The organism is Streptomyces sp. NPDC005302 (assembly GCF_040607345.1).
Classification (GTDB): domain Bacteria; phylum Actinomycetota; class Actinomycetes; order Streptomycetales; family Streptomycetaceae; genus Streptomyces.
Map to the genome: position 1 here is coordinate 70964 of NZ_JBEXGN010000020.1, position 15437 is coordinate 86400.

A 15437-nucleotide genomic window follows, 5' to 3' on the forward strand; every position below is an offset into this window, starting at 1 on the left:
GGCCACGACGTAGGAGGTGTACGGCGGTTGTCGTGCCCGCGTCCTGAAGTCGACCTTGTGTGTCCCCTGTGCGGCTCGGAATAGTGGGCCGCGCACAACTGGCATGGACGCGTCGAGACAGACATTTCTGTCGTTCCGCGGGTTCATGTCCGTACGCCTTCCGGTCCTGGAGGTCCCCACAACCTCCCGGTCCGACCCCCCACAGGAGGACGTAAGTTGAAGCACCGACGCATATCCCGGCGCCGTGCCGTCATGACGGGCGCGGGCATCGCCGCACTGGTCACCGCCGGCGTCACCTTCCAGACTGCGAACGCGAGCGAGGCCCCCACGGCCTCGACGCCGCACATCCTCTCCGCGGTGGCGGCCGGAAAGCTCGCCTCGACCCTCGGCAAGGACCTGGGTACCGACGCGGCGGGAACGTACTACGACGCGTCGTCGAAGCACCTCGTCGTCAACGTGCTCGACGCGAGCGCGGCCGACGCGGTCACGGCGGCCGGCGCCAAGGCCAGAATCGTCGAGAACTCCCTCGCCGAACTGAAGGGCGCCCGTACGACGCTCACGAAGGACGCGGCCATCCCCGGAACGTCCTGGGCGACCGACCCGGCGAGCAACAAGGTCGTCGTCACCGCGGACCGCACGGTCTCCAAGACCGAGTGGGCCCAGCTCACCAAGGTCACCGACCGGCTCGGCAGTAAGGTCGAACTCCAGCGCACGAAGGGGGAGTTCAAGCCCTTCATCGCCGGTGGTGACGCCATCAGCGGCTCCGGCGGGCGCTGCTCGCTCGGCTTCAACGTGGTCAAGGGCGGCCAGCCGTACTTCATCACGGCCGGGCACTGCACCGAGGCCATCTCGACCTGGTCGGACTCCAGCGGCAACGAGATCGGCACGAACGAGCAGTCCAGCTTCCCGGACAACGACTTCGGTCTGGTCAAGTACACCGGCAGCACGGAGCACCCGAGCGAGGTCGACCTGTACAACGGTTCCTCGCAGCCGATCACCAAGGCCGCCGCGGCGACCGTCGGCGAGAAGGTGACCCGCAGCGGCTCGACGACCCAGGTGCACAGCGGCACGGTCACCGGCCTGGACGCCACCGTGAACTACGGCAACGGTGACGTCGTCAACGGGCTCATCCAGACGGACGTCTGCGCCGAGCCCGGTGACAGCGGTGGTTCGCTCTTCGACGGCGACTCCGCGATCGGTCTCACCTCCGGCGGCAGCGGCGACTGCACCGCGGGCGGCGAGACCTTCTTCCAGCCGGTCACCGAGGCGCTCTCGGCCTTCGGCGCCCAGATCGGCTGACGCCCTCCCCGATCGGGCGGAGCCCCGCTCCCGCGCACACCGCGCGGGAGCGGGGCTCCCGGCGTTCCCGGCGTCGTCGCACCCGGCTCCCGGGCCGCACCGTCGCCCGCCCGGACCCGGCGGGGGAGGAGCGGGAGCTGACGCGGTGTGCGACTACGAGGGGTCCGGGGCCGTGGTCCCGGCCGGAGCGGCGGTGCGCGGCCTGGCGCGGAACGCGGCGGCGAGCAGCGTCACCGCGCTGCCGACCACGGCCCACGCCGAGAGCACCAGCATGGCGCCGGTCATGTCGTTGCCCTTGAAGTACGCGATCGAACGGGCCGCCCAGGTGCCCGCCCCCGGTGGCAGGGCAGGCCCGATCGCCTTCCAGAAGGGCGGCAGCATCGGCAGCGGGAAGGCGCCGCCCGCGCTCGGGTTGCCCGCGATCACCACCAGCAGGATCGCCAGCCCGATGCCGACGACCCCGAACAGGCCCTGCAGGCCGAGGGTGGCGGCGCCCACCGCGAAGGTGATCAGGGCGCCGAGGCCCCAGAAGGCGCAGACGGGACCCGGCAGGGCGCCGAGGATCGGGCCCACGATCACCGCGCCGCCGAGACCGCCGACGATCGCGACGAGGGCCATCACGAGGAGCCGGATCATCGCGCGCCGCAGGTTGGCGGGCCGGGCGCCCGCGCTGATCGCGAGGATCGAGGCGCAGAGGTATCCGCCCACGCACCATCCGACCACCAGGTAGAAGGACGAGAGACCGTCGAAGTCGTGGGCCGAGGCCCGGGCCACGTCGACGGTCCGCACCGTGCGCTGCTCGGCCGCCTCCAGGGTGGTGACCAGCTTCTCCAGGGTGGTGGCGAGGACGGTGCCGCCGCCGGAGGCGACCAGGAGTGTGTCCGTGGAACTCCGGGGGTCGACGATCAGGGCACCGTCGATCTCCCGGTTCAGGATCTGCTCGTGTGCGGCTGCCGCGTCGGAGACCGTCCTCGGGTTCAGCGGCTCACCCTTGAGCCCCTCCAGCCGGGTCACCGTCCGCTGGGCCACCGCCTGCGGGGCGACCACCCCGAACGGGACGTCCTTCGGCTTCGGGTCGTGGAGCGCGCCCACGTAGGAGGCGATGAAGAGCAGCTGGAGCGCGATCACGCCGATGACGAGCAGGGTGGCCCGGGGGGTGACGGCGTCCTTCGCCTCGGTCAGGAAGGAAGGGCGCGGGGCGGCGTCGCCGGCTGTCTGCGTCATGCCCCCACGGTCCGAGCCGACGGGTGTTTGCGCAGGTGGGGCGGGTCCGAACGGATGTCGCACAAGAGTTCGAAAATTGGTCTATGGTGGAGACGAGGTAGTTGGGAACTAGTGTTCGAAAGTCCGCAGGGACTCACAGGTCGGGAGGTGTGCGTGCCGGGATTCACGCATCTGCGCACCGCCTCCGGATTCTCCCTGCGGTACGGGGCCTCGCACCCGGAGCGTCTCGCCGCGCGCGCCTCCGAGCGGGGCATGGACGCCCTCGCGCTCACCGACCGGGACGGCCTCGCGGGCTCCGTCCGGTTCGCCAAGGCCTGCGCGAAGGCGGGCGTCCGTCCGCTGTTCGGCGTCGACCTGGCGGTGGGGGAGCCCGTACGGAGGGAGCGGCGGCGCACCCCGGTGCGCGGCGGGGCCTTCGTCGACGAGTCGGCACCCCGCGTGACCTTTCTCGCCCGGGACGGCGCGGCCGGCTGGGCCGACCTCTGCAGAATCGTTACGGCGACGCATGCCGACGCCGGGCGGAGCGGCCCCCCGCTGCTGCCCTGGCCGGACAACCACGGCGACGGCCTGACCGTGCTGCTCGGCCCCGCCTCCGACGTCGGCCGCGCGCTCGCCGCGGGCCGCCCCGACCGCGCGGCCGAACTGCTCGTGCCCTGGCGGGAGATCTACGGCGACGCACTGCGTCTGGAGGCCGTCTGGCACGGTCGCCAGGGCACCGGGCCCGGCTCCCTGCGCCTCGCCGCCCGCACGGTCGGCTTCGCCGCCGAACAGCGGGTGCGTCCCGTGCTCAGCAACGCCGTCCGCTACGCCGACCCCGGCCTCGGGCCGGTCGCCGACGTCCTGGACGCCGCCCGCCGGCTCGTCCCCGTCGACCCCCGGCGCGAGCTCGACTCCGGCGAGGCCTGGCTGAAGGACGGGGCCGCCATGCTGGGCGCCGCCGAACGGATCGTCGAGGCGGCCGGCTTCCGCCGCGACACCGCGCACCGGCTGCTCGAACAGACGGCGGACACCGCCGCGGCCTGCCGTGTCGACCCCGCGGACGACCTCGGCATCGGCAGCGTCCACTTCCCGGAACCGCGTCTCGTCGGCGCGGACCGGCGCACCGCCCAGCGCGTCCTGGCCTCCCGGGCGGCGGCCGGCATGGTGCTGCGCGGCTACGCGGGACGGCACGCCTACTGGGAGCGGATGCACCACGAGCTGGACATCATCGCCCACCACAACTTCGCCTCCTACTTCCTGACGGTCGCTCAGGTGGTGGACGACGTACGGGAGATGGGTATCCGGGTCGCCGCGCGCGGGTCCGGGGCGGGCTCCCTGGTCAACCACCTCCTCGGTATCGCGCACGCCGATCCCGTCGAGCACGGACTGCTCATGGAGCGCTTCCTGTCCAAGCGCCGCCCGGTGCTGCCCGACATCGACATCGACGTGGAGTCCGCGCGCCGGCTGGAGGTGTACCGCGCGATCATCGGCCGGTTCGGCACCGAGCGGGTCGCGACCGTCTCCATGCCCGAGACCTACCGGGTCCGGCACGCCGTCCGTGACGTCGGCGCCGCCCTCTCCCTGGATCCGGCCGAGATCGACCGGATCGCCAAGGCATTCCCGCACATCCGGGCCCGCGACGCCCGCGCGGCCATGGCCGAACTCCCCGAACTGCGCGAGCTGGCAGGGGAGAAGGAGCGGTACGGCAGGCTGTGGGACCTGGTCGAATCCCTCGACGCCCTCCCGCGCGGCATCGCCATGCACCCGTGCGGGGTGCTCCTCTCCGACGCCTCGCTGCTCGCCCGTACGCCGGTCATGCCGACCAGCGGCGAGGGCCTGCCCATGTCGCAGTTCGACAAGGAGGACGTCGAGGACCTCGGGCTGCTCAAGCTCGACGTGCTGGGGGTGCGGATGCAGTCGGCGATGGCGCACGCGGTGGCCGAGGTGGAGCGGGCGACGGGGGACCGGCCGGACATCGACGCGGCACCGCCGGGCGACCCGGCGACGTACCGGCTCGTCCAGTCCACCGAGACCCTGGGGTGTTTCCAGATCGAGTCGCCGGGCCAGCGGGACCTGGTCGGACGTCTGCAGCCCGCGACCTTCCACGACCTCGTCGTCGACATCTCGCTCTTCCGCCCGGGGCCGGTCGCCGCCGACATGGTGCGGCCGTTCATCGAGGCGCGGCACGGCAGGGCGCCGGTCCGCTATCCGCACGAGGACCTGGAGGGGCCGCTGAAGGAGACGTACGGAGTCGTCGTCTTCCACGAGCAGATCATCGACATCGTCGACATCATGACCGGCTGCGGACGCGACGAGGCGGACCGGGTGCGCCGGGGGCTCTCCGATCCCGAGTCGCAGGGGCGGATCCGGTTCTGGTTCGCCCAGCACGCGACCGCGAAGGGGTACGACGCCGAGACCGTCGCGCGCACCTGGGAGATCATCGAGGCCTTCGGCTCGTACGGCTTCTGCAAGGCGCACGCGGTCGCGTTCGCCGTCCCGACGTACCAGTCGGCGTGGCTGAAGGCCCATCACCCGGCCGCCTTCTACGCCGGGTTGCTCACGCACGACCCCGGGATGTACCCGAAGCGGCTGCTGCTGGCGGACGCGCGGCGGCGCGGGGTGCCGATCCTGCCGCTGGACGTGAACCGGTCGGCGGTCGCTCATCAGATCGAACTGGTGTCTGAATCCGGTGAGTCGGACTCCGGCCTCGGCTCGGACTCCGGCCCCGGTGCCGGCCAGGACCCGGTCGGTCCCGGCTCGGACTCCGGCCCCGGTCCGGGTTCCGCCGCCGTCGGTCGCTGGGGCGTCCGGCTGGCACTGTCCGACGTGCACGGCATCAGCGAGGCCGAGGGGGAGCGGATCGCGGCCGGCCGGCCGTACGCCTCGCTGCTCGACTTCTGGGAACGGGCCCGGCCGAGCCGGCCGCTCGCCCAGCGGCTCGCGCAGGTGGGCGCGCTGGACGCGTTCGGCGCCAACCGCCGCGACCTGCAACTGCACCTGACCGAACTGCACCGCGGCTCCCGGGGAGTGCGCGGCGGCCAACTCCCGCTGTCCGGCGGACGGAACACCGCCCCGGCCGGGCTGCCCGACCTGTCCCCGGCGGAGCGGCTGAGCGCCGAACTCGGCGTGCTCTCGATGGACGCCTCCCGCAACCTGATGGACGACCACCGTTCGTTCCTGGACGAGTTGGGCGTGCTCACGGCACGCCGGCTGCGCTCGGCGCGGCACGGCGAGACGGTCCTGGTGGCCGGCGCCAAGGCGGCCACCCAGACCCCGCCGATCCGCTCCGGCAAGCGGGTCATCTTCAGCACGCTGGACGACGGGACGGGCCTGGTCGACCTCGCCTTCTTCGACGACTCCCACGACGCCTGCGCCCACACCGTCTTCCACTCCTGGCTGCTGCTCGTCCGTGGCGTGGTGCAGCGCCGCGGCCCGCGCAGCCTCAGCGTGGTGGGCGCCACCGCCTGGAACCTCGCCGAACTGGCCGAACTGCGCGCCGGGGGCGGCCTCGACGTGGTGGCCGCGCGCCTGGCCGAGCCCGCGCCGAGGACGCCGGGCGGACGGGAGGAGCCGGGGGAGTCCCGGCAGCCGGGAACGCCCGGCGCGCCGGGCGACGGAGGTCCGGCCGGGGGCCGGACGATCCGGATGTCCACGGGGTACGAGATGCACCCCTGGGCCGATCTGCGCCCCGCGGGCGAAGGGCCCGCGGGAGGAAAGAAGTTGTGGCACCAGAGTCCGGGGAGTGCGGGATGACCATCCTCTGTGTACGTTTCCAGCTGCCTCCGACGCACGAGGACGCCCTGCCCCGACTCCTCGGGTTACTGGAGGAGTTCACACCCGTCATCGAGGCGCTGCCGCCCGACGGAGCGCTGCTCGACCTGCGCGGCGCCGAGCGGTACTTCGGCCGTGGCCCCGTCGAGTTCGCCTCGCTGATCCGGGTCCGGGCACTCGCCCTGCACGGCGTCGACTGCGTGATCGGCGCCGGTCCCGGACCGATGCTCGCGCGGATGGCGCTGCGCGACGCCGCACCCGGAGCGCCCCGGGTGGTGCCCGCGGATCCGGACGCCGTCACGGAGTTCCTCGCCGTCCGGCCCGTCACCGCGCTGCCCGGCGTCGGCGGCGCCACCGCCCGCACCCTGTGCGAGTACGGCCTCGACACCCTCGGCAAGGTCGCGGCCGCGCCCCTGTCCACACTCCAGCGCCTCACCGGCGCCCGGGCGGGCCGCGAACTGCACGAGAAGGCCTCCGGAGTCGACCGCGGCCGGGTGGTACCGAACGCCGCCTCCCGCTCCCTCGCCACCGAAAGGCCCTTCCAGCACGACGAGTTGGACGCCGACCGGCATCGCCGGGCGCTGCTCTCCGCGGCCGGGGAGATCGGCGCACGGCTGCGCGCCCTGGAGAAGGTCTGCCGCACCCTGACCCTCACCGTGCGCTACGCCGACCGCTCCGCGACCACCCGCAGCCGCACCCTCGGGGAGCCGACAGCGCACTCCTCGACCCTGACCGACACCGCGTACCGCATGTACGAGGCGCTCGGCCTCCAGCGTGCCCGGGTCCGCGCGATCGCGCTGCGCGCCGAGGGGCTCACATCCGCCGAACAGGCCTCCCACCAGCTGACCTTCGACCCGGTGGACGAGAAGGTCCGCCGCATCGAGGAGGTCGCGGACCGGGCACGGGCGAAATTCGGCGCGCACGTGATCGGACCCGGGACGCTGGCCGCGTGACGCCCTGAAACGTCACGAACGGCCCTGCTCCGGGTCCTGGTTGGCCCAGGGCGGGGTGAGGACCGAGCCGTCGGCCAGTTCCGCCCGCAGTCCGACGGAGGTGGTGACCCAGGCGGTCGCCGGCTGCCCGGAGGTGTTCTCGATGCCGAGCGCGGTGCCCGGGTTGACGATCACGGTGTCGCCCGCGGTGACCTGCTCGGTCCTGCCGTCGAGCGTGATCAGCAGGTCGCCGGTGAGGAGGTGGAAGATCTCCTCGCGGTCGACGGTGTGCACGGGGGCCCGGAGCCCCGCGGGGATCTCCGTGCGCCAGGCGCACAGCTCCTTGCTCCCGCTGCGCGGGGTGGCGTACGAGACGAACCGGCCGCCGTGGATCTCGTGGACGACGGCTTCGGAAGAACGGACGACGGGCACGGAGTGCCTCCTGTGTCGGATCGGTGGGGATCGGGGTCGGCGCCGGGCCCGGACGGAGCGCGGGACCGGCGAGGCCTGCCCCGGCCCGTACGGCCGGGCAGGTACGGCATATGGTCAAGCTGCTTGACTATGTGCGCTGTCTTCATAGTCAAGCTGCTTGACTGATTCGTCAAGGGTGTTTCAATGCCTGCGTGCAGAACTCCGAGGCCATGGCCCTGTCAGCCGCCCTGCTCGCCACCGCCGGCGAGCTGACCCGCCGTATCAACGAGGGTGTGGTGGCCCGCGGATTCCAGGACGTGCGGCCCGCCCACGGCTTCGCCTTCGCCCGCCTGTCGGCGGACGGCGCGACGGTCACCGACCTCGCCACCCATCTCGGGGTCACCAAGCAGGCCGCCAGCCAGCTCGTCGACGAGCTGGTCCGCAAGGGGTACGTCGAGCGCCGGCCGCACCCCGAGGACGCCCGCGCCCGGCTGGTCCTGCTGACCGAGCGGGGGCGGGAGTGCACCCGTGCGGCGGAAGAGGCCGCGGCGGACGCCGTCCGGGGGTGGGGCGAACTGCTCGGTGAGGGTGACATGCGCGCGTTGTATACGCGTCTGCTGCGCATCGCGCCCTACGGTCCCATCAGGCCCGCCTGGTGACGGTTCGAAAGACCGCGACATCCCCAACTGGTTATCACTGAAAGTTTTTACTGACGCGTAACTTCACACGTGGGCTACTCGCTCGTAACTTGACGAGTGAACAGCATCCTCGTGATCCGGATCACAGGGCGTACGCCGTCGCAACTCCCTTGAGCCGCAAGGAGATCACACGATGCTGCCCTGGAACCGAGTGCTCAGACCCCTGGCCGCCCTGCTCCTGGCCGCCGCCGTCGCGGTCGTCCCCGCCGCCACGGCCCAGGCCGACTCCGCTCCCAGCAGTGGCTGGAACAACTACTCCTGCAAGCCGTCCGCCGCACATCCCCGCCCCGTCGTCCTCGTCCACGGCACGTTCGGGAACTCCGTCGACAACTGGCTGGCCCTCGCCCCCTACCTGACCAGCCGCGGGTACTGCGTCTTCTCCCTCGACTACGGCCAGCTCGCCGGCGTCCCCTTCTTCAACGGCCTCGGCCCCATCGACAAGTCGGCCGCGCAGCTTCAGGTCTTCGTCGACAAGGTGCTCGCCTCCACCGGCGCCGCCAAGGCCGACCTGGTGGGCCACTCGCAGGGCGGCATGATGCCCCGCTACTACCTCAAGTTCCTCGGCGGAGCCGCCAAGGTGAACGCCCTCGTCGGTATCGCCCCCGACAACCACGGCACGACCCTGAGCGGCCTGGCCAACCTGCTCCCGTACTTCCCCGGCGCCGAGGACCTGCTGTCGTCGGCGACTCCCGGACTCGCCGACCAGGTCGCCGGTTCCGCGTTCCTGACCAAGCTCAACGCGGGCGGTGACACCGTCCCCGGCGTGCACTACACCGTCATCGCCACCAAGTACGACGAGGTGGTCACGCCGTACAACTCGCAGTTCCTGAGCGGATCCGACGTCCACAACGTCCTGCTGCAGAACCTGTGCGGCCTCGACCTGTCCGAGCACGTGGCCATCGGGATCATCGACCGGATCGCCTACCACGAGGTCGCGAACGCCCTCGACCCCGCGCACGCCTCCGCCACCACCTGCGCGTCCGTGTTCAGCTGAGCACACAGCCGGGGGCTGACCGGCCTGAGCCGCCGGTCAGCCCCCGGAGTCCAGTGTCCTGGGACCTGTCCTAGCGGCCGTGCCGGCCGCCGCCCGGGGTCGCCCGGCGTCGCACCGACGCGAACAGCGTCGCGGCGCCGAGCGCCAGGACGGCGGCACCGCCGATCGCGATGTACGCGGTGCTGGAATCGCCGCCCGTCTCGGCGAGGCCGTCGGAGGTTCCGGCGGCCTCCGGCCGGTTCGCCGCGGCGTCAGCGGCGTCCGGGGTGGCCTCCGTGTCCTCGGCGACACCGGCCGCCTTCGCGCTCGCGGTCGGCTCGGCCGACGTACTGGCGTCGTCGTCCCCGTGACCGTGGTGCTCCACCGTCGACTTGTCGCTGCCGTCCGCGATCTGCTCGTCGGAGGGAGCGGAGGCGGTCGGCGCCGGAGTGGTGCCGCCGCCCGCGCCGGTGCCGTCACCGGTGCCGCCGAACGCCACGTCGGAACACGAGTAGAAGGCCTCCGGGCTGTCCGAACGCTGCCAGACGGCGTACAGGAGCTGCTTGCCCGAACGCGCCGGGAGCGTGCCGGAGAAGCTGTAGAAGCCGTTCGAGGCGGTCGGATCGGTGGCCGTCGCGACGGGGTGCGCGAGGTCGAGATCGGCCCAGGCCAGCGGCTTGGACGGGTCGTAGCCGGACTTCGTGATGTAGACCTTGAAGGTGCCCTTGTGCTGAGCCGTCACCCGGTACCTGAAGGTGTACGCGCCGCTGCTCACACTTGTCGTCGGCCAGTCGGCGCGCGCCAGGTCGAGCCCCTTGAACTCCTCGCTGTCGGCGCTGCACAGCTTGCCGTCCGGGATCAGCGCCTGGTGCTGTCCGTTCGCGTCACCGATACGGATGCCGTTCCAGTCGTAGAGCGCCTGCGTGCCGCCCACGGCGACCGCCGCCTTGCAGGCCGCCGACTTCGGGCTCTCCGGACCCTCCGCGTAGCACTGGGACACCCGGCTCACCGGGTCCCCCATCGTGCCGTGCGCCGACGCGGGCGCGGCGGCCAGCGCGGACAGGGCGAGCGGGGTGATGCCGACGGCGGCGACGGCGGCGGCCTTGCGGCGTGCAGACATGAGGGAACTCCTCGGGCGATCCTGATGCGTGGGGCGAACCCCGCACGCCGTTCGTGCGGGGGTCCCGTGGGGGGTGATCAGAAACTAGCCCGAGGAATCCGTGAAATCGCCTGCTGGGAACGGGTGATGGGGATCCTTATGGCGCCGTTAAGGCGGGGCTAACGGGGGGCTCAGGAACGAGCCCCGGGGGTCGTCGGCGCATCGGGGCGCCGCAGGACCGGCGGCCTGTGGGTAGCGTGCGGGGTATGACGGAGATGCCCGTGGAGTCGGGGGAGCCCGGAGGGCGCGATGAGCGGCTTGCGGCGTTCGGGGTGCGGCGTGCCGGCGCCGGTGACGTGCCCGCCGTGCGAGCCGTGATCGACGCCGCCTTCGAGCCGTACGTGGAGCGCATCGGGGTCGTGCCCGCGCCCATGGAGGCGGACCACGCCGCCGGCGTCGCGGCCGGCCGGGTGTTCGTCACGGGCGAGCCGGTGACCGGGCTCGTGGTCGTCGAGGAGCGACCGGACCACCTGTACCTCGACATCGTCGCCGTGCGGCCCGACGCCCACGGCCGGGGCGTCGGGGGACGACTGCTGCGGTTCGTCGACGCCTACGCGCGCGTCCTCGGCCTGGACGAGGTCAGGCTCTACACGAACGCGATGATGTGGGAGAACCAGGAGATCTACCCGAAGCTCGGGTACGAGGTCGTCGAGCGGCGTGTGGACGGGCCCTACGACCGCGTCCACTACCGCAAGCGGCTCGGCTGACGGAGGCCGCGCGGGACCGGCGAGGCGGCTCAGCCGTCCGGCCACCAGGTGCGCGCGATGTCCTTGCGGATCTCCGGGCGTGCGGCCGGACGTTCCTCGGCCTCGTCCCGTACACGGCGGGAGTCCGGCTTCCTCAGGGGCTTCTGCACGGTCGCACGGCGCATGGCTGCCTCCTAGCGTCTACCGGATCCCGAGGGTGTACGGAGGTAGACCTTTCGGGGGAGAGTTCCTCATCGGTGGCGATCTGTCTGTGGCGCCGGTCACGTTCCACCCCGGTCCGGCCGCCACGGCGGGTCCGCCGGATTGTCAGTGGCCGCTGCCAGGATGGGACGCATGGTGAGCGACAGCGTGACGAATCCGGGGGCGGGCGTCGACTGGGACGCGGAGTCCGCCACGTTCGACGAGGAGCCCGACCACGGCCTGCGCGACCCGGCGGTCCGCGAGGCCTGGGCGGCCCGGCTGCGGACCTGGCTGCCGGACCGGCCGGGAGATCTGCTCGACGTGGGCTGCGGCACGGGCAGCCTGTCCCTCCTCGCCTCCGAGGAGGGACACCGGGTCACCGGGGTGGATCTCTCGCCCCGCATGATCGACCTCGCCAGAGCCAAGCTGGCCGGCCGTGACGCGGCGTTCCTCGTCGGTGACGCGGCGGCGCCCCCCGTCGGCGAGCAGCGGTACGACGTGCTCTTCTGCCGTCACGTGCTCTGGACCCTGCCCGCCCCCGGGCGCGTGCTGCGGCACTGGCGGGGGCTCCTGCGCCCCGGCGGCCGGCTCGTCCTCGTCGAGGGCGTCTGGGGCACGGTGCACCCGGTCGGTCTGTCCGCGGACCGGCTGACCGCCCTGCTCCGGCCGCTGGTGGCCGAGGCGGGGGAGGGGGCCGCGCTGCGCGTGGAGCCGCTGTCGGGCGACGCACGGCTGTGGGGGCACGAGGTCGACGACGAGAGGTTCGCCGTGGTGGCCACCTTCTGACCCCGGGCAGCTGCCGCCCGGCGCCGCCCGGAGGACCCGCGTCCGGCAGACAGTCGTGCCGAACGCCGAACGCCGAACGCCGAACGCCGAACGCCGAACGCCGAACGCCGGCGCCGGGCGAGGCCCCTTTCGGGACCTCGCGTGGCACGGCCCGGACATCACGGGTCCGGTACCGGGAACTGCCGGTCCGGGCCCCTCAAGAGGCCCGTGCCCAAGGAAGCCCGCCTACTCCAGCAGTGCTTCGAAACCGCCCTCGCGGGCCAGGTGTTCGAGATGGTCCAGGGCCTTCTCGGCGGCCGCCGCGGCCGCCGGGTCAGTGGTCGCCAGGCCGCTCTCCGCGAACTCGTCCTCGTCCAGCCGCAGAACGTCCGCGCCGTCGGCCGAGCGCCACAGGTCCAGGTCGAGATCCTCGACCACCAGCCGTCCCTCGGAGACGGTGGCGGGCCGCGTGACGTCGCAGTACCAGCCCTTCCGCACACCCGCGGCGTCCCGGACCTCCTTCACCGAGTACCACCGGTCCCGCCAGTAGTACTCGGTGAAGACGTCGCCCCTCTCGAACCGCACGAAGCCGAAGTCCCGGGTGGTGTCGCCCGCCCACGGGGCACGCACCACGACCCGCGTCCCGTCGTCGGCGAGCAGCTCCGCCGGGTAACTGATCTTCGTGCGGCCCGCCTTGACGAGCACGATCTCCACCGTGTCAGGCGTTCCCGCCGAGTTCGTGGACATACTTCACCTCCGTGGCGCACACCTCGTAGCCGAACCACTTGTTGATCGCGAGCATCGGCCCGTTGCCGGTGTCGTTGCCGGTGAACGCCTCCCGGTAGCCGGCCGCGCGGGCGCGGTGCAGGGAGTGGTTCTTGGCGAGTTTGGCCAGACCGCGGCCCCGGAAGGCACGGGCGGTGCCCGTCATCACGGTGCCGTAGCGGGAGCCCCCGTCGGTGCGTGCCGCGCTGAACGCCGCCGGGCGGCCGTCCACCAGGGCGACGGACGTCAGCCCGTGGTCGAGGAGCGGATGATGCCAGGTCTCCTCCAGCCAGGCCTCGTAGTCCGTGAACTCCCGCTCGACGTCGCTGGGTTCGTCGAGGAGCGTCTCCGCGTCCAGGGTGAACAACGGGCGCGGGTCGTCCGCGAAGTCCGCCCCCGTGCGCAACTCGACGCCGGGGGGCGGGGACTGGAGCGGCGGCAGGGTGCCGTTCGCCAGGTCGAGGCGGAGGAAGTGCGCGGAGCGGGCCGAGTCATAGCCCCGCCCCTCCGCGAAGGCGCGGTTCGCCGGGGTGTCCAGCACCCAGGCGAACAGCCGGGTCGCGCCCAGGGCGGCGAGCCGCTCCTCCGCGGAGCGCACCAGCAGCGAACCCGCACCGCGGCCCGTGTGCTCCGGGTGAACATAGACGTTGACGTAGCCCTGGCCGGGCTCGGGGCTGTCGTGCACGAGGCCCACCTGCGCCGTGCCGACCGGTTCGCCGTCCTCCAGGGCCAGCAACGGCTGGTAGTGCGCGTCGGGATGGGCGTGCTCGACGTCGTAGGCGATGGACTGCGGGGTGAAGAGCATGAAGGGGAGAGCCTCGTGACGGATACGCGCGAAACTCGCGGCGTCCACCGGGTCCCCGCGACGCACCTCACGGACGATCAGTGTCATGGCAGCGCACGCTACGGGGAGGCCGCGTGCGGATGCCTCTCATTTTTCCCGGCGTGCGGGACAATCGCCGGGTGACCCTGAAGATCCACATCGCAGAGGGGGCCGCGCCGTACGAGCAGGTGCGCGCCCAGATTTCCGAGCAGGCCAGGTCCGGCGCGCTGCCGGTCGGCCACAGACTGCCCACGGTGCGGGGGCTGGCCGAGTCGCTCGGCCTCGCGGCCAACACCGTCGCCAAGGCCTACCGGGCCCTCGAGTCGGACGGGGTGATCGAGACGCGCGGCCGCAACGGGACGTTCGTGGCCGCCGCCGGGGACGCCGCGGCGCGCGAGGCGGCGTCGGCCGCGCAGGCCTACGCCGACCGGGCGCACCGCCTCGGGCTGACCGAGACCGCCGCGCTGGCCGCCGTACGGGACGCCCTGCGCGCGGCGTTCGAGGAGAACTCCTAGAACACCCGGAGCACCCTGGGCGCCGGAACCCCCACGCCTACAGGTACAGCCCCGCGTCCGCGCCCTCGCGCTGGTCCGGGACCGATGTCGGCGTCGTGCCGCGGCGCAGCGCGTACAGCTCGGCGAGGGTCGCGCCCTCCCGCGGGACGCCCTCCTCGGTGCCCAGCCAGCCGACCGACTCCCGGCGGGTCAGCGGTCCGACCTCGATCCGGGCGAGGCAGCGGCCGGGGCGGACGACCGCTGGGTGAAGACGCTCCAGGTCCTCGTTCGTCGTGACGCCCACCAGGACGTTGCGCCCCTGGCCGAGGAGGCCGTCGGTGAGGTTGAGCAGCCGGGACAGGGCCTGGCCCGCCGTGTGCTTCGCCTCGCCGCGGATCAGTTCGTCGCAGTCCTCCAGGAGGAGCAGCCGCCAGCGTCCCTTGCCCGTGCCGTCCTCCTCGCCGATCGCGATGTCCATCAGATAGCCGACGTCGGAGAAGAGCCGCTCGGGGTCCAGCACACAGTCCACCTGGCACCAGTCGCGCCAGGAACGGGCCAGCGTGCGCAGGGCGGAGGTCTTGCCCGTGCCGGGCGGGCCGTGCAGGAGCAGGAGGCGGCCCGCGATGTCCTCGGGCGTCGTCTTCATCAGGCCGTCCATCGCGTCCGCGACCGGCGCCGTGTAGTTGGCGCGGACCTCCTCCCACGTGCCGGCGGAGATCTGCCGGGTCGTGCGGTGCGGGCCGCGGCGCGGCGACACGTACCAGAACCCCATCGTCACGTTCTCCGGCTGCGGCTCCGGCTCGTCCGCGGCGCCGTCCGTCGCCTGGTTCAGCACCTTCTCGGCCAGCTCGACCGTGGTCGCGGTCACGGTGACGTCCGCGCCTCTGTTCCAGCGGGACACCAGAAGGGTCCAGCCGTCCCCCTCGGCGAGGGTCGCGCTGCGGTCGTCGTCCCGCGCGGAGCGCAGCACCCGGGCGCCCGGCGGGAGCAGGGTGGCTCCGGACCGTACACGGTCGATGTTCGCGGCGTGCGAGTGCGGCTGCTCGCCCGTCGCGAAGCGACCGAGGAACAGCGCGTCGACGACGTCCGACGGCGAGTCGCTGTCGTCGACGTTGAGCCTGATCGGCAGAGCGTCGTGTGGGTTCGCAGACATGCCGCCATGATCCGTCACGTGGGCGTCCCCCGCACCCGGTTTCCGCAGTGCGTCGCGTGTGTCGCGTGGGGCCCGCCCTTCCGGTGCATCCCTTCCATCCTGTT

The 15437-nt window shown here is 72.6% G+C and carries 15 protein-coding genes; 8 read left to right on the forward strand and 7 right to left on the reverse strand.

All coding sequences use genetic code 11. The features are described 5' to 3' along the window. Positions 1-216 precede the first annotated feature (216 nt). Entirely contained in the window at positions 217-1299 is a 1083-nt protein-coding gene (locus ABZT74_RS26330) for a S1 family peptidase (protein WP_356177208.1), read from the forward strand. Positions 1300-1452: 153 nt separating this feature from the next. Here ABZT74_RS26330 and ABZT74_RS26335 read toward each other — a convergent pair whose 3' ends face one another. Beyond that, entirely contained in the window at positions 1453-2523 is a 1071-nt protein-coding gene (locus ABZT74_RS26335; protein ID WP_356177207.1) for a DUF3533 domain-containing protein, read from the reverse strand. Between the two features lie 153 nt (positions 2524-2676). Between ABZT74_RS26335 and dnaE the strand changes: the two genes are divergently transcribed. Further along, on the forward strand, positions 2677-6255 hold the full coding sequence (dnaE, locus tag ABZT74_RS26340) for a DNA polymerase III subunit alpha (RefSeq protein WP_356177206.1): 3579 nt from the start codon (positions 2677-2679) through the stop codon (positions 6253-6255). Further along, positions 6252-7226 (forward strand): hypothetical protein, encoded by a 975-nt coding sequence (locus tag ABZT74_RS26345; RefSeq protein ID WP_356177205.1) that lies wholly within the window; start codon positions 6252-6254, stop codon positions 7224-7226. Before dnaE ends, ABZT74_RS26345 begins: the two co-directional genes overlap by 4 nt. A gap of 12 nt (positions 7227-7238) precedes the next feature. Here ABZT74_RS26345 and ABZT74_RS26350 read toward each other — a convergent pair whose 3' ends face one another. Continuing rightward, positions 7239-7637 (reverse strand): cupin domain-containing protein, encoded by a 399-nt coding sequence (locus ABZT74_RS26350; RefSeq protein ID WP_356177204.1) that lies wholly within the window; start codon positions 7635-7637, stop codon positions 7239-7241. A 191-nt stretch (positions 7638-7828) separates the two neighbouring features. On the opposite strand from ABZT74_RS26350, the gene ABZT74_RS26355 reads away from it, so the two are divergent. Together ABZT74_RS26355 and ABZT74_RS26360 are read left to right on the forward strand one after the other, a co-directional pair. Beyond that, on the forward strand, positions 7829-8275 hold the full coding sequence (locus tag ABZT74_RS26355) for a MarR family transcriptional regulator (RefSeq protein ID WP_355874527.1): 447 nt from the start codon (positions 7829-7831) through the stop codon (positions 8273-8275). Between the two features lie 172 nt (positions 8276-8447). Beyond that, positions 8448-9308, forward strand: coding sequence for an alpha/beta fold hydrolase (locus ABZT74_RS26360; protein ID WP_356438643.1), 861 nt, complete (start codon positions 8448-8450; stop codon positions 9306-9308). A gap of 70 nt (positions 9309-9378) precedes the next feature. Here ABZT74_RS26360 and ABZT74_RS26365 read toward each other — a convergent pair whose 3' ends face one another. Next, positions 9379-10407, reverse strand: coding sequence for a lytic polysaccharide monooxygenase (locus ABZT74_RS26365; RefSeq protein ID WP_356177202.1), 1029 nt, complete (start codon positions 10405-10407; stop codon positions 9379-9381). Between the two features lie 254 nt (positions 10408-10661). Between ABZT74_RS26365 and ABZT74_RS26370 the strand changes: the two genes are divergently transcribed. Then, entirely contained in the window at positions 10662-11153 is a 492-nt protein-coding gene (locus ABZT74_RS26370; RefSeq protein ID WP_356177228.1) for a GNAT family N-acetyltransferase, read from the forward strand. A gap of 29 nt (positions 11154-11182) precedes the next feature. Here ABZT74_RS26370 and ABZT74_RS26375 read toward each other — a convergent pair whose 3' ends face one another. Beyond that, positions 11183-11317: a hypothetical protein gene (locus ABZT74_RS26375; protein WP_351429693.1), complete on the reverse strand. Its 135-nt coding sequence runs from the start codon at positions 11315-11317 to the stop codon at positions 11183-11185. A gap of 169 nt (positions 11318-11486) precedes the next feature. Here ABZT74_RS26375 and ABZT74_RS26380 point away from each other — a divergent pair, with 169 nt between their 5' ends. Next, on the forward strand, positions 11487-12119 hold the full coding sequence (locus ABZT74_RS26380) for a class I SAM-dependent methyltransferase (protein WP_356177201.1): 633 nt from the start codon (positions 11487-11489) through the stop codon (positions 12117-12119). A 225-nt stretch (positions 12120-12344) separates the two neighbouring features. Here ABZT74_RS26380 and ABZT74_RS26385 read toward each other — a convergent pair whose 3' ends face one another. Both ABZT74_RS26385 and ABZT74_RS26390 read right to left on the reverse strand, forming a co-directional pair. Further along, positions 12345-12845, reverse strand: a complete 501-nt coding sequence (locus ABZT74_RS26385) for a DUF402 domain-containing protein (RefSeq protein WP_356177200.1) — start codon at positions 12843-12845, stop codon at positions 12345-12347. Beyond that, the gene (locus tag ABZT74_RS26390) at positions 12817-13755 is read right to left on the reverse strand and encodes a GNAT family N-acetyltransferase (protein ID WP_356177199.1); all 939 of its coding nucleotides are present in this window, start codon (positions 13753-13755) and stop codon (positions 12817-12819) included. Before ABZT74_RS26390 ends, ABZT74_RS26385 begins: the two co-directional genes overlap by 29 nt. Before the next feature lie 71 nt (positions 13756-13826). Here ABZT74_RS26390 and ABZT74_RS26395 point away from each other — a divergent pair, with 71 nt between their 5' ends. Further along, positions 13827-14201 carry a GntR family transcriptional regulator gene (locus ABZT74_RS26395; protein WP_355874510.1) on the forward strand — a complete coding sequence of 125 codons (375 nt, stop codon included), beginning with the start codon at positions 13827-13829 and terminating at the stop codon, positions 14199-14201. 37 nt (positions 14202-14238) lie between these two features. On the opposite strand, the gene ABZT74_RS26400 is transcribed toward ABZT74_RS26395, so the two are convergent. Next, on the reverse strand, positions 14239-15333 hold the full coding sequence (locus ABZT74_RS26400; RefSeq protein ID WP_355874508.1) for a DUF5925 domain-containing protein: 1095 nt from the start codon (positions 15331-15333) through the stop codon (positions 14239-14241). Positions 15334-15437: the final 104 nt, after the last annotated feature.

Coding starts and splice junctions, on each gene's coding strand:
- ABZT74_RS26335 (WP_356177207.1), bottom strand. CDS start 2,523: ATGACGCAGACAGCCGGCGACGCCGCCCCGCGCCCTTCCTTCCTGACC.
- ABZT74_RS26345 (WP_356177205.1), top strand. CDS start 6,252: ATGACCATCCTCTGTGTACGTTTCCAGCTGCCTCCGACGCACGAGGAC.
- ABZT74_RS26360 (WP_356438643.1), top strand. CDS start 8,448: ATGCTGCCCTGGAACCGAGTGCTCAGACCCCTGGCCGCCCTGCTCCTG.
- ABZT74_RS26365 (WP_356177202.1), bottom strand. CDS start 10,407: ATGTCTGCACGCCGCAAGGCCGCCGCCGTCGCCGCCGTCGGCATCACC.
- ABZT74_RS26370 (WP_356177228.1), top strand. CDS start 10,662: ATGCCCGTGGAGTCGGGGGAGCCCGGAGGGCGCGATGAGCGGCTTGCG.
- ABZT74_RS26375 (WP_351429693.1), bottom strand. CDS start 11,317: ATGCGCCGTGCGACCGTGCAGAAGCCCCTGAGGAAGCCGGACTCCCGC.
- ABZT74_RS26380 (WP_356177201.1), top strand. CDS start 11,487: ATGGTGAGCGACAGCGTGACGAATCCGGGGGCGGGCGTCGACTGGGAC.
- ABZT74_RS26385 (WP_356177200.1), bottom strand. CDS start 12,845: ATGTCCACGAACTCGGCGGGAACGCCTGACACGGTGGAGATCGTGCTC.
- ABZT74_RS26390 (WP_356177199.1), bottom strand. CDS start 13,755: ATGACACTGATCGTCCGTGAGGTGCGTCGCGGGGACCCGGTGGACGCC.
- ABZT74_RS26400 (WP_355874508.1), bottom strand. CDS start 15,333: ATGTCTGCGAACCCACACGACGCTCTGCCGATCAGGCTCAACGTCGAC.